This is a genomic window from Paraburkholderia sp. BL18I3N2, from assembly GCF_003001875.1.
GTDB classification, from domain to species: Bacteria; Pseudomonadota; Gammaproteobacteria; order Burkholderiales; family Burkholderiaceae; genus Paraburkholderia; species Paraburkholderia phytofirmans.
Map to the genome: position 1 here is coordinate 60873 of NZ_PVNC01000018.1, position 12960 is coordinate 73832.

At 62.0% G+C, this 12960-nt stretch carries 9 protein-coding genes; 3 read left to right on the forward strand and 6 right to left on the reverse strand.

The features are described from left to right. Positions 1 to 5 precede the first annotated feature (5 nt). Complete coding sequence (locus B0G75_RS31775) at positions 6 to 491, forward strand: DUF2147 domain-containing protein (RefSeq protein ID WP_106313970.1); 486 nt, start codon at positions 6 to 8, stop codon at positions 489 to 491. Between the two features lie 111 nt (positions 492 to 602). On the opposite strand, the gene B0G75_RS31780 is transcribed toward B0G75_RS31775, so the two are convergent. The 6 genes from B0G75_RS31780 to typA all read right to left on the reverse strand — a co-directional run bounded on the left by B0G75_RS31780 (position 603) and on the right by typA (position 10498). Next, the gene (locus B0G75_RS31780) at positions 603 to 1052 is read right to left on the reverse strand and encodes a transposase (protein WP_106313971.1); all 450 of its coding nucleotides are present in this window, start codon (positions 1050 to 1052) and stop codon (positions 603 to 605) included. Between the two features lie 160 nt (positions 1053 to 1212). Then, positions 1213 to 2310: a cell division protein ZapE gene (gene zapE / locus B0G75_RS31785; RefSeq protein ID WP_012432663.1), complete on the reverse strand. Its 1098-nt coding sequence runs from the start codon at positions 2308 to 2310 to the stop codon at positions 1213 to 1215. 89 nt (positions 2311 to 2399) lie between these two features. Further along, positions 2400 to 3830: a dihydrolipoyl dehydrogenase gene (lpdA, locus tag B0G75_RS31790; RefSeq protein ID WP_106314045.1), complete on the reverse strand. Its 1431-nt coding sequence runs from the start codon at positions 3828 to 3830 to the stop codon at positions 2400 to 2402. Between the two features lie 160 nt (positions 3831 to 3990). After that, positions 3991 to 5283: a 2-oxoglutarate dehydrogenase complex dihydrolipoyllysine-residue succinyltransferase gene (gene odhB, locus B0G75_RS31795; RefSeq protein WP_106313972.1), complete on the reverse strand. Its 1293-nt coding sequence runs from the start codon at positions 5281 to 5283 to the stop codon at positions 3991 to 3993. 144 nt (positions 5284 to 5427) lie between these two features. Beyond that, positions 5428 to 8289 carry a 2-oxoglutarate dehydrogenase E1 component gene (locus tag B0G75_RS31800; protein ID WP_106313973.1) on the reverse strand — a complete coding sequence of 954 codons (2862 nt, stop codon included), beginning with the start codon at positions 8287 to 8289 and terminating at the stop codon, positions 5428 to 5430. Between the two features lie 382 nt (positions 8290 to 8671). After that, positions 8672 to 10498 (reverse strand): translational GTPase TypA, encoded by a 1827-nt coding sequence (gene typA, locus B0G75_RS31805; protein WP_007182288.1) that lies wholly within the window; start codon positions 10496 to 10498, stop codon positions 8672 to 8674. Positions 10499 to 10817: 319 nt separating this feature from the next. Between typA and B0G75_RS31810 the strand changes: the two genes are divergently transcribed. Continuing rightward, positions 10818 to 11333: a MarR family winged helix-turn-helix transcriptional regulator gene (locus tag B0G75_RS31810; protein WP_106313974.1), complete on the forward strand. Its 516-nt coding sequence runs from the start codon at positions 10818 to 10820 to the stop codon at positions 11331 to 11333. A 49-nt stretch (positions 11334 to 11382) separates the two neighbouring features. Further along, positions 11383 to 12891 carry an efflux transporter outer membrane subunit gene (locus B0G75_RS31815; protein WP_106313975.1) on the forward strand — a complete coding sequence of 503 codons (1509 nt, stop codon included), beginning with the start codon at positions 11383 to 11385 and terminating at the stop codon, positions 12889 to 12891. The last annotated feature ends 69 nt before the right edge of the window (positions 12892 to 12960 follow it).

The following is a 12960-nucleotide window of genomic DNA, read 5'->3' on the forward strand; positions in this document are numbered from 1 at the left end:
AGACAATGATGCAATTCACCCACCGCGCGCGCGCAGTCGCGCTTCGCACAGCCAAACATGCCGCGCTCGCCGGCGTCTTGCTCGCCAGCGCCGTGACGGCCATGGCGCAGGCCGACAGTCCGGTCGGCACGTGGCAAACCATCGACGATCATACCGGCCAGCCCAAGGCGCTCGTGCAGATCTCGCAGGATGGCAGCGGCGCGCTCAGCGGCAAGGTCATCAAGGGCCTCGGCGCGAACGACCAGCCGGATCGCCGCTGCACGGCCTGTACCGACACGCGCAAGGATCAGCCGATTCTCGGCATGACGATCATCAGCGATCTGAAGAAGGACGGCGACGCCTGGGATCACGGGGAGATTCTCGACCCGGAAAACGGCAAGCTGTACAAGTGCAAGATGCACCTGGAAGACGGTGGCAACAAACTGGTCGTGCGAGGCTACATCGGCGTGTCACTGCTGGGCCGCTCGCAGACGTGGATTCGCCAGCAATGATGCACGGGTGGTTCGGGGCTCGTTACAGAGCCCGCATGGAATGATGAGAAACGGCCGACGATCGCAATCGCTCGGCCGTTTCTTTTATTGGACGACGCTGGGTTGTATGGCTCATGCAGCGTGTTTGAAGGGCGAATGGAACGCGAACGGCGAGGACGGCAGTGGTTGGCTCGCAGGCGGGCTGTACACCGCAGGCGCGACAACCGGAGCCTTTTCGGCTTCGCCGCTCTTCGGTTTCTCGTTCACGTGCGTACGCATGCGCGCTTCCATCAGGCCGCAGAGCTCTTCGCTCGCCGCGCCGAACAGCTGCTCCATGACCCGGTGGAGCACGCCGGATTCGTACCACGCCTTGAAGCGGCGATGGCAGGTCTGGTAGGACGGGTACTTGCGCGGCATGGCGGACCAGGTGGCGCCGCTATACATGACCCACAGCACACCGTTGAGCACTGAGCGTGTATTGGCGAGCGGCCTGCCACGCAGTTCTGAGCGCGGCCGCAGTTCGGGAAGCAACGGTGCAACACGTTGCCATTCTTCGTCGTTGATATCACGGTACGGATTCATGGTTTCTCCTTTGTCAAAACCTCGACAAAAGATATCCAGTCGTCCGCGGACGGAATATAAGACCAATCCGAATCTTGAAAATACGCCGGACGCCTGCGCGTCATCGGCAAACCGAACGTGATCTATCGCAAAAGCGTCACCGGCCGTGCCGCGCGACGCCTCAGGTCAGCGACGTATCGACGATCCGCCGCGGCGTATCGAGATACTCCTTCGACTGCATTTCGACGATGCGCGACACCGTGCGCGTGAACTCGTTGGCCATGGGACCGTCCGTGTACAGTTCTTCGGGCGGCACCGCCGCGGACATCAGCAGCTTCACCTTGTGGTCGTAGAAGACGTCGATCAGCCAGGTGAAGCGGCGCGCTTCCGAGGCCATGCGGGCGGACATCTGCGGGACGCCGGAGAGGATCACCGCGTGGAAGCGGCTCGCCAGTTCCAGATAGTCGTTCTGCGAGCGCGGACCGCCGCACAAGGTGGCGAAGTCGAACCACACCACGCCGTCGGCGCGGCGCAGCGCCTTCAACTCGCGCTTTTCGATACGCAGGATCGGGCTTTCGTCGGGCACAGCGGCAAGACGCGCGAACGCGTCGCGCAACGCCTTGTCCGCGGCGGCGCCGAGCGGCGTGTGGTACATCTCGACCTGCGCCAGCGTACGTTGCCGGTAGTCGATGCCCGCATCGACATTGATCACGTCGAGCTTCTGCTTGATGAGTTCGATTGCCGGCAGCATCCGGTCGCGATGCAGGCCATCCGGATACAGCGTGTCTGGATCGTAGTTCGAGGTCATCACGAACTGCACGCCGTTTTCGAACAGCTTGTCGAGCAGGCGGTACAGGATCATCGCGTCGGCGATATCCGACACGTGGAATTCGTCGAAACAGATCAGCCGGTAGCGTTTGGCAATGCGGCGCGCGAGTTCGTCGAGCGGATCGGCCTGGCCCTTCAGATCTTCCAGCTCGCGGTGCACTTCGCGCATGAACTCGTGGAAATGCAGGCGCGTTTTGCGGTGCAACGGCACGATCATGTAGAAGCTGTCCATCAGGAAGCTCTTGCCGCGCCCTACGCCGCCCCACATGTACACGCCGCGCGGCAGATCCGGGTGAATGAGAAGCTTCTTGAACGCGTTCGAGCGGCGCGATTTGTACGCGGTCCACTCTTCAAAGCACCGCTGCAGACGGTCGACCGCCGCGCGTTGCGCCGGGTCCGATTGGTAACCCCGTGTCTGCAGTTCTTTTTCGTAGTATTCGGTGACGTTCATCGTGTTGCTGCAAATAGAAAGGCGGGAGGGAGTGAACCCGCCCGCCTTCGTGGTAATGCCGGAGTACTGTCAGTCAGGCGTGCGCGGAATTACATGTTCAGCGCGCGCTTGTCGACGGCCAGTGCCGCTTCGCGCATGACTTCCGACAGCGACGGATGCGGATGGCAAATGCGGCCGATGTCTTCCGACGCCGCCTTGAATTCCATCGCCACCACGGCTTCCGCGATCAGGTCCGAAGCGTCCGCAGCGATGATGTGCACGCCGAGAATTTCGTCCGTCTTCGCATCGGCGATCATCTTGACGAAGCCTTCCGCCTTGTTGATGCCGAGCGCGCGACCGTTCGCCATCATCGGGAACTGGCCCGTCTTGATCTCGCGGCCTTCTGCTTTCAGTTGCTGTTCCGTCTTGCCGACCCACGCGATTTCCGGTTCGGTGTAGATCACCCACGGCACGCAGTTGTAGTCGATATGCGGCTTCTGACCGTCGATGATTTCCGCGACCAGCACGCCTTCGTCTTCCGCCTTGTGCGCGAGCATCGGGCCACGCACCACGTCGCCGATTGCGTACACGTTCGGCACCGCCGTCGCGCAGTGATCGTCGACGTCGATGAAGCCGCGTTCATTGGCCTTCAGGCCGATCGCTTCGAGACCGAGGTTGTCGGTGTTCGGCACGCGGCCGATCGACACGATCAGGCGGTCGGCTTCGAGCTTCTGCGCGTTGCCGTCCTTGTCCGTGTAGTTGATCGTCACGCTGTTATCGGTCGTGGTCACTTCGCCGACCTTCACGCCGACGTGGATGTCCAGACCTTGCTTCTTGAACTGCTTGGCCGCTTCTTTGGCGAGCGCCTGGTCAGCCGCGCCGAGGAATTCCGGCAGCGCTTCGAGCACGGTCACTTCCGCGCCCAGACGGCGCCACACCGAACCCAGCTCCAGACCGATCACGCCCGCGCCGATCACGGCGAGTTTCTTCGGCGTGGATTCGAAGCTCAGCGCGCCTTCGTTGTCGGCGACGATCTTGTTGTCGACCGGAACATTCGGCAGATGGCGTGCCTTCGAACCCGTGGCGATGATCACGTTCTTCGCCGTGACCGTCTCCGTTTCGCCTTCGCCGCTCACTTCGATCTGCACGCCGGCGTCCGTCTTGCCGGTGAACTTGCCGTGACCCTTGAGCCACGTGATCTTGTTCTTGCGGAACAGGAATTCGATGCCCTTGGTCATCTTTTCGACGATGCCTTCTTTACGGGCCATCATCTTCGCGATATCGACCGACACGTTTTCCACGGAAATGCCGTGGTCTGCGAGGTGATGCGACGCGTTTTCAAATTCTTCCGACGACGCGAGCAGCGCCTTCGACGGAATGCAACCCACGTTCAGGCACGTGCCGCCGAGCTTCAGCGCGCCGGCCGGGTTCTTCCATTTTTCGATACATGCGACGGTCTTGCCGAGCTGCGCTGCGCGGATAGCGGCGATGTAACCGCCAGGGCCTGCGCCGATCACGACGACGTCAAATTCTTTGGACATGACAATCCTTTTGATGGCGGAACGGCGCGCGGCCACGCTTATTGGTCACAATTCGTGGCGCACGGCGTTCCTGTACTGCGGAATGCGAAAGACGTGCTGACTGCTTGCTGCATATATGGCGCCGGCTTGCGCAATGACAAGCCGGCAGCCGAACCCGTGCTTACAGGTCGAGCAGCAGGCGCGCCGGGTCTTCCAGCGCATCCTTCATGGCGACCAGCGACAGCACCGCTTCGCGACCGTCGATGATGCGGTGGTCGTACGACAGCGCCAGGTAGTTCATCGGGCGGATCACGATCTGGCCGTTCTCGACCACAGCGCGTTCCTTGGTGGCGTGCACGCCCAGAATCGCGGATTGCGGCGGGTTGATGATCGGGGTCGACAGCATCGAACCGAACACACCGCCGTTCGAAATCGAGAACGTACCGCCGGTCATTTCTTCGATCGACAGCTTGCCGTCTTTCGCCTTCTGGCCGAATTCGGCGATCTTCTTCTCGATGTCGGCGAGGCTCAGCTGATCTGCATTGCGCAGGATCGGCACCACCAGACCACGCGGCGAACCGACCGCGATACCGATGTCGAAGTAGCCGTGATAGACGATGTCGTTACCGTCGATCGAGGCGTTCACGAGCGGGAACTTCTTCAGCGCATGAACCGCGGCCTTCACGAAGAACGACATGAAGCCGAGCTTCACGCCGTGTTCTTTCTCGAAGCGGTCTTTGTACTTGTTGCGCAGGTCCATCACCGGGGCCATGTTCACTTCGTTGAACGTGGTCAGGATGGCGTTGGTTTGCTGCGACTCGAGCAGACGCTCGGCGATACGCGCACGCAGACGCGACATCGGCACGCGTTGTTCCGGGCGGTCCTTCAGCCATTGATCAGCCGAAGCCGGCGCCTTGACGTCCGGCAGCGACGGCTTGGCAGCCTTCGGTGCGGCGGCCGGTGCCGGAGCCGGAGCCGGTGCGGCCTTGGCAGCCGGAGCACCGGCGGTCAGCACGTCGCCCTTGGTGATGCGGCCGTCGCGGCCCGTGCCGGACACGTCGCCCGCGCCCAGACCCTTTTCAGCCATCAGCTTGCCGGCAGCCGGCGAAGCTGCGGTGTTCGCACCCGTTGCGGATGCGGCTTGAGCCGCCGGAGCCGCTGCGGCGGCGGGTGCCGGCGCGGCTTCCGGAGCGGGCTTCACTTCGGCTTCGACAGCAGCGGCGCCCGCCTTGCCTTCGGTGTCGATCTTGGCGATCACCTGATCAGCCGTGACGGTGTCGCCGTCGTTCGCGATGACTTGCGCGAGCACGCCGGCCGAGGGTGCCGGCACTTCGAGCACGACCTTGTCGGTCTCGATTTCGATGAGAATTTCGTCTTGAGCAACAGCCTCGCCCGGCTTCTTTTTCCACTGCAGCATCGTGGCTTCCGAGACCGACTCGGAGAGCTGGGGGACCTTGACTTCAACAATAGCCATTTTGTGAATATCCTGAATACGTATCGGGTGACGGCGCGCGATCCATGGATCCGACGACCGCCTGCGAACCTCGAATGCCGCAACTGATCTGTTCGGATGCGGCACGGGAAAGCGCGTTGCGCTTTCCCGGTTCGGTTTTAATGATTATTTAGCGATCGACGAGCTCTTGAGGCGGCCGAAAGCGCCTTCGACCAGCGCCTTCTGCTGCTCGTAGTGCTTCGCGTAGTAGCCGACTGCCGGCGAGGCCGAAGCCGGACGTCCGCTGTATGCCAGCTTCTGCCCTTCCTTCATGCCGTCCTTCAGGTGGTGCTCGATGTAGAACCACGGGCCTTGATTCTGCGGCTCGTCCTGCACCCAGACCACTTCAGTCGCGTTGTCGTACTTCTTCATTTCCGCTTCGAACTGCTTATGCGCGTACGGATAGAGCTGTTCGATACGGATGATCGCGACGTCGTTCGACTTCGATTCGCGGCGATGTGCCAGCAGGTCGTAGTACACGCGACCCGAGCAGACGATCACGCGCTTGACCTTCTTCGCGTCGATGGCTTCGTCGACTTCGCCGAGGATCGGCTGGAACGCGCCCTTGGCCAGTTCCGACAGATCGGAGACGGCTTCCTTGTGGCGCAGCAGCGACTTCGGCGTAGCGACGATCAGCGGCTTGCGGAACAGACGGATCATCTGACGGCGCAACAGGTGGAAAATCTGCGCCGGCGTGGTCGGTTGAACGACCTGCATGTTGTGATCCGCGCACAGTTGCAGGAAACGCTCGATACGTGCCGACGAGTGCTCGGGACCCTGACCTTCGTAGCCGTGCGGCAGCAGCATCGTGAGACCCGAAACACGGCCCCACTTCACTTCGCCCGACGAGATGAACTGGTCGATCACGACTTGCGCGCCGTTCACGAAGTCGCCGAACTGCGCTTCCCACGCGACGAACGTATTCGGTTCAGCGGTCGAGTAACCGTATTCGAAGCCCAGCACCGCTTCTTCCGACAGCACCGAGTCGATCACCGTGAACTTCGCCTGACCATCGGCGATGTTCTGCAGCGGCACATACGTGCCGTCGTTCCAGCGTTCGCGGTTCTGATCGTGCAGCACCGCGTGACGGTGCGTGAACGTGCCGCGGCCCGAGTCCTGACCGGTCAGGCGCACTGCGTAACCCGACGCGACCAGCGACGCGAAGGCCAGGTGTTCGCCCATGCCCCAGTCGAGCTTCGCTTCACCGCGGCCCATCGCGCGACGGTCGTTGAGAACGCGCTCGACCAGCGGGTGAACCTTGAAGTTTTCCGGCACCGTGGTGACGCGCTCGGCCAGACGCTTCAGTTCCGCGAGCGGCACTGCGGTGTCCGCAGCGTCGGTCCACTTGCGGTTCAGGAACGGAACCCAGTCCACCGCGTACTTGCTCTTGTAGTTCGAGAGCACCGGGTCGACCGTGTGATGGCCTTCGTCCATCGCCTTGCGGTAAGCCTTGACGAATTCGTCGCCTTCTTCCGCGGTGATCACGCCTTGCTGCACCAGCTTTTCAGCGTACAGCGCGCGCGTGCCCGGGTGCTTGGCGATCGTCTTGTACATCAGCGGCTGCGTGACGGCCGGCGTGTCCTGCTCGTTGTGGCCCAGCTTGCGGAAGCAGACGATGTCGACGACGACGTCCTTGTGGAACTGCATCCGGAAGTCGATTGCCAGTTGCGTAGCGAGCACGACTGCTTCGGGATCGTCGCCGTTCACGTGCAGCACCGGCGCTTCGATCATCTTGACGACGTCCGAGCAATACAACGTGGAGCGCGAGTCGCGCGGGTCCGACGTCGTGAAGCCGATCTGGTTGTTGATGACGATGTGCAGCGTGCCGTGCGTGCCGTAACCGCGCGTTTGCGCGAGGTTCAGCGTTTCCATCACCACGCCCTGGCCCGCGAAAGCCGCGTCGCCGTGGATCTGCACCGGCAGCACTTGCAGGCCGCTGTCGTCGCCGCGACGGTCCATACGGGCCTTCGCCGAACCTTCGACCACCGGGTTGACGATTTCGAGGTGCGACGGGTTGAATGCGAGCGACAGGTGAACCGGGCCGCCTTCCGTCGAGACGTCCGACGAGAAACCCTTGTGGTACTTCACGTCGCCGGCCGGGAGGTCGTCGTGGTGCTTGCCTTCGAATTCGGCGAACAGGTCAGCCGGCATCTTGCCGAGCGTATTGACCAGCACGTTCAGACGGCCACGGTGGGCCATGCCGATGACGATTTCCTGAACGCCGTTGGCGCCGCCGTGGCGGACCACTTCGTCCATCGACGCGATGAAGCTTTCGCCGCCTTCGAGCGAGAAGCGCTTCTGGCCGACGTACTTGGTGTGCAGGAAGCGCTCGAGGCCTTCAGCGGCCGTCAGGCGATTCAGGATGTGCTTTTTCTTTTCGTTCGAGAAGTTCGGCGTGGAACGGATCGACTCGAGCTTCTCTTTCCACCAGCGCTTCTGTTCCGGATCGCTGATGTACATGTACTCGGCACCGATCGTGCCGCAGTACGTGTCGCGCAATGCCTTGACGATCTCGCGCAGCGACGCTTTCTCGAATCCGAAATACAGATTCGTGGCGCTGAACTCCTGGTCCATGTCGGCTTCGGTGAAGTCGTAGAACGCGGGTTCGAGTTCGGGAATAGCGGGACGTTCGCGGCGCTTCAGGGGATCGAGATTGGCCCATTGCGAGCCGAGGAAGCGATATGCGCCGATGAGGGACTGCACATAGACTTGCTTGCGAGCGGTAGCGAGATCTTCGCCGCCGGCTGCCGTGCGCGGGATGAAGGCATTAGCCTTGGCCCGTTGTGCAAACGATTCGACGATCGGGCCATGGGCCACGTCGTTCGCATTGCTGCCATCCGATGCAGGGACGTTCTGCAACGCGTCGAAATAGCTGCGCCAGTTCTCGGGCACTGACGCCGGATTATCGAGATACGCTTCGTACATTTCTTCTACGTACGGAGCATTGCCGCCGAACAGATAAGAGTTCGACTGGAATTGCTTCATCATTTTTACGCTCACCTTTCTTCGAGTTTCTCGAGAAATAGCGGGTTACAGAACCTTCCGCGACACGGCCTGACCGTTTAGCGGATTGCGCGAATCAAGTCTTGCTTGGAAGGACCTAAAACTTTGCACCCGGGGAGCATATCACAGAACGGATAGTGCAGATAGCAGATGGATTGCCGCTCAAGCCCGTCGCGACGGGCTTTCGGGCGATTTTCACGGCTCGCAACGGTCTTCTGCATGAAATGGAAACAAAGAGATCGTCGGCCGCCCGCAGCGGTTATCCAGTTACCGAAGCCCAGAAACGGCAAAAGCCACCCGGAGGTGGCTTTTGCCTGACTGTGCTGCTAAAGCGTCGCACCGGCCGCAGCCGATGACGCCCGCTCGCTTAGTCCACCGCGCCCTTGCGGCTCGCGCTGCGACGCTCGTGTTCCTTCAGGTAGCGCTTACGCAGACGGATCGATTGCGGCGTGACTTCGACCAGTTCGTCGTCGTCGATGAATTCGACCGCGTATTCCAGCGACATCTGGATCGGCGGCACGAGGCGCACCGCTTCGTCCGTACCCGACGAACGCACGTTGGTCAGCTGCTTGCCCTTGATCGGGTTCACGACCAGGTCGTTGTCACGGCTGTGAATGCCGATGATCATGCCTTCGTACAGCGGCTCGCCCGGCGACACGAACATACGGCCGCGATCCTGCAGCTTCCACAGCGCGTACGCGACAGCGGCGCCGTCGTCCTGCGAAATCAGCACGCCGTTGCGACGCTCGCCGACCGCGCCTTCCTTGACCGGCTGATACGAGTCGAACGTGTGGCTCATCAGGCCCGTGCCGCGGGTGAGCGTGAGGAATTCCGACTGGAAGCCGATCAGGCCACGCGCCGAAATACGGTACTCGAGACGCGTACGGCCACGGCCGTCCGACGCCATGTCGAGCATTTCGCCCTTGCGGCGGCCCAGCTCTTCCATCACGCCGCCCTGGTGGCCGTCTTCCATGTCGACGGTCAGGTTTTCGTACGGCTCGTGCTTCACGCCGTCGACTTCCGTCATAACCACGCGCGGACGCGACACGGCCAGCTCGTAGCCTTCGCGGCGCATGTTCTCCACCAGAATGGTCAGGTGCAGTTCACCGCGGCCCGCCACTTCGAACGTGGTTTCGTCGCCGGTTTCCTTCACGCGCAGTGCGACGTTGTGGTTCAGTTCCTTCATCAGGCGGTCACGGATCTGACGGCTCGTGACGAACTTGCCTTCGCGGCCGGCCAGCGGCGACGAATTGACGAGGAAGTTCATGGTCAGCGTCGGTTCGTCGACGGTGATCATAGGCAGCGCTTCCGGTTGTTCCGGTGCGCAGATGGTCACGCCAATGCCGATTTCTTCGATACCGTTGATCAGCACGATGTCGCCGGCTTCAGCCGAATCGACCTGCACGCGCTCGAGGCCCTTGAACGACAGCACCTGGTTGATCTTGCGGTTCAGAATCGCGCCGTCAGGACCCGAACGCACGGCGACGGACATGCCCGGCTTGATCGTGCCGCGCGTGATGCGGCCCACGCCGATACGGCCGACATACGACGAGTAGTCCAGCGACGTGATTTGCAATTGCAGCGGAGCCGACGGATCGGCCGGGCGAACCGGCACGTGTTGCAGCACGGCTTCAAACAGCGGGCGCATATCGCCTTCGCGCACGTCCGGGGTCAAGCCTGCGTAGCCGTTCAGACCCGATGCGTAGACGATCGGGAAGTCGAGTTGTTCGTCGGTTGCGCCCAGCTTGTCGAACAGGTCGAACGTCTGGTTGATCACCCAGTCGATACGCGCGCCCGGACGGTCCACCTTGTTGATCACGACGATCGGCTTCAGACCGAGCGCCAGCGCCTTCTTGGTCACGAAGCGCGTTTGCGGCATCGGACCTTCGACGGCGTCGACCAGCAGCAGCACCGAGTCGACCATCGACAGCACGCGCTCCACTTCGCCGCCGAAGTCCGCGTGGCCCGGCGTGTCGACGATGTTGATGTGCGTGCCTTCGTATTCGACCGCGCAGTTCTTCGAAAGAATCGTGATGCCACGTTCTTTTTCGATGTCGTTCGAGTCCATCACGCGCTCAGCGATCTGCTGGTTGTCACGGAACGTGGCGGTCTGGCGGAGGAGCTGGTCGACGAGCGTGGTCTTGCCGTGGTCGACGTGAGCAATGATGGCGATGTTGCGTAGGGCGCGAGTCATAGGAACCTGGAGACAGTTGAGTGCGCCAGCAGCAGCATTGTGTGAACGAAACCAACAAAGCCCAAAGCGCACTTTTGGGAACCCAATATTGTAGCACGTGCAAATGAAGCTTTCTGGTATTCCCTGATAGGCCGCAGTCGGCGGCGCAGCGGCGCGTCAGAAACGAAACGTAAGCAGGCGGGCGAAATCCTACGCAAAATCACGCGGATTATGACTTGAGCGGGGAAAGTTCCTTGCCTAAGCTGTAATAACACTTGCCGCGTCAACCAACCGCCCTCTATAATCCTGCCTAGTCAACCATTGCATTCGCACGAGAATCATGACGGAGCCGTCCGCTACACCCACGCCGGACCTCAGCGAATATCAGCTAGGCGAGAGCGTCGGCTATCTGATCTCGCGAGTGAAATCGACGCTGTCCAACCTGGTCACCCAGCGCAGCATGGCCGAACTCGGCATCACCAGCCAGCAGGGCAGCATCCTGTTCATGGTGGCGAGCGGCAAATGCCTGCTGGCGGCCGAACTGGCCCGCGAATACGGCATCGACGCAAGCGCGGTCACGCGTCTCATCGACCGGTTGGAGAAACGCGGCCTGCTGACCCGGGTGCGCAGCAACGAAGACCGGCGCGTCGTGCGCCTCGCGCTCACGCCGGAGGGTCACGCCATCGCCGCCAAAATGCCAGCTATTTTCAACGGCGTGCTGGATAGCCTCCTGGGCGGCTTCACCCCGGAAGAAGTGGGTTTTCTGAAGAGCATGCTGCGTCGCGTGCTCATCAATTCCGGCGAACAAACGGGACTAACCCGTGATGCAGCAAGCAATTTTGACAGCAAATCGTAAGAAATTGCTTGCAGTGTCCATCATTACATTCCACTCAAAGAGTCGAGCGATGAAATCCCTTTCCCTGTCCGCGCCCGCGCTTTCGAGCCGGGCCGCTGTCGCCGCCGCGGTGACGGCGCTTGCCCTTACGGGGTGCGCGAACTACTTCGGTATGAAAAGCGACAAGCAGATCTCGTCGCCCGCTCAATACGAGTCCACCCAGAGCCTCGCCGGTCAGGGCGGCCAGTGGCCCTCGCTCGACTGGGCCAACCAGTTCGGCGACCCGCAACTGCCCAAGCTGATCGCCGAAGCGCTGGAAGGCAGCCCGTCGATCGCGCAGGCGCAGGCGCGTCTCGCCAAGGCTTCTTCGTATATCGAGAGTTCGCGCTCGGCGCTGTACCCGAAAGTCAACGGCAGCTATTCGTGGACCCGCGAACTGTTCTCGGAGAACGCTCTCTACCCGCCTCCGTACGGCGGCACCTGGTATAGCGAGAACAACGTGCTCGCGAGCGCGTCGTGGGATCTGGATCTGTGGGGCAAGAATCGCGAGCGTCTGGGTCAGGCCGTGTCGCAGGAAAAAGCCGCTGAGGCCGACATGCAGCAGGCGCGCGTGACGCTCGCGGCGTCGGTGGCCAGCACGTATAACCAGCTCGCGCAGCTGTACGCATTCCGCGACATCGCCGCGCGCGAAATCGCCAACCGCCAGGATATCGGCCGCATCACGAACGGCCGCGTGATCGCCGGCCTCGACACCAATGTCGAGCGGCAGACCGCGAACGGCAACATCGCGACCAGCCAGTCCAATTTGACCGACCTCGACGGCCAGATCACCGTCGTGCGCTATCAATTGGGCGCGCTGCTCGGCAAGGGTCCGGATCGCGGCCTGCAAATCGCGCAGCCCACGCTGACCAAGGGCGACAGCGTGGCGCTGCCGAACAATCTGCCCGCCGACCTCGTCGCGCGTCGCGCGGACATCGTCGCCGCGCGCTGGCAAGTGGAAGCCGCGCTGCACGACGTGAAGGAAGCCAAAGCCGAATTCTTCCCTGACGTGAACCTCGCGGCGGGCTTCGGTTTCGACGCGTTCGGCTGGGGCCGTTTCCTCAAATCCAGCAGCCGTCAGATGCAATTCGGGCCGGCCATTCACCTGCCGATCTTCGACGCCGGCGCGCTGCGCTCGCAACTGAAGGGACGCTACGCCGACTTCGACCTGGACGTGGCCAACTACAACCAGACGCTGATCAGCGCCCTCTCGGACGTCGCGACACAAGTGTCGTCGATCCGTTCGATCGACCAGCAGCAAGGCGACGCACAACGCGCGCTCGACGCATCGACCAAGGCGTACGAGCTGGCTGTGATCCGCTACAAGGCCGGTTTGTCGCCGCAGTTGCAGGTGCTGACCGCCGACCAGAACCGCCTTGCCGCCGACCAGACGGTGACCGGCCTGAAGATGCGCCGCCGCGACATGCAAATCGGCCTCATCAAGGCGCTCGGCGGCGGTTTCGACGCGACACAGACCGGCCTCGTGGTGCCGACCGATGCTCCGGCATCGGCCACCGCCGCGACCGCATCGGCAAACTGAGCACGCGAACGCCGGCCAGATCGAACACACGCACGAACATCCGAATAAACGACGACGTCTGAAAGAACC

What these genes read in the sequence shown, in the direction of transcription:
- B0G75_RS31775 (WP_106313970.1), top strand. Translation starts at nt 6, where the DNA reads ATGATGCAATTCACCCACCGCGCGCGCGCAGTCGCGCTTCGCACAGCC.
- B0G75_RS31815 (WP_106313975.1), top strand. Translation starts at nt 11,383, where the DNA reads ATGAAATCCCTTTCCCTGTCCGCGCCCGCGCTTTCGAGCCGGGCCGCT.
- odhB (WP_106313972.1), bottom strand. Translation starts at nt 5,283, where the DNA reads ATGGCTATTGTTGAAGTCAAGGTCCCCCAGCTCTCCGAGTCGGTCTCG.
- B0G75_RS31800 (WP_106313973.1), bottom strand. Translation starts at nt 8,289, where the DNA reads ATGATGAAGCAATTCCAGTCGAACTCTTATCTGTTCGGCGGCAATGCT.
- lpdA (WP_106314045.1), bottom strand. Translation starts at nt 3,830, where the DNA reads ATGTCCAAAGAATTTGACGTCGTCGTGATCGGCGCAGGCCCTGGCGGT.
- B0G75_RS31780 (WP_106313971.1), bottom strand. Translation starts at nt 1,052, where the DNA reads ATGAATCCGTACCGTGATATCAACGACGAAGAATGGCAACGTGTTGCA.
- B0G75_RS31810 (WP_106313974.1), top strand. Translation starts at nt 10,818, where the DNA reads ATGACGGAGCCGTCCGCTACACCCACGCCGGACCTCAGCGAATATCAG.
- zapE (WP_012432663.1), bottom strand. Translation starts at nt 2,310, where the DNA reads ATGAACGTCACCGAATACTACGAAAAAGAACTGCAGACACGGGGTTAC.
- typA (WP_007182288.1), bottom strand. Translation starts at nt 10,498, where the DNA reads ATGACTCGCGCCCTACGCAACATCGCCATCATTGCTCACGTCGACCAC.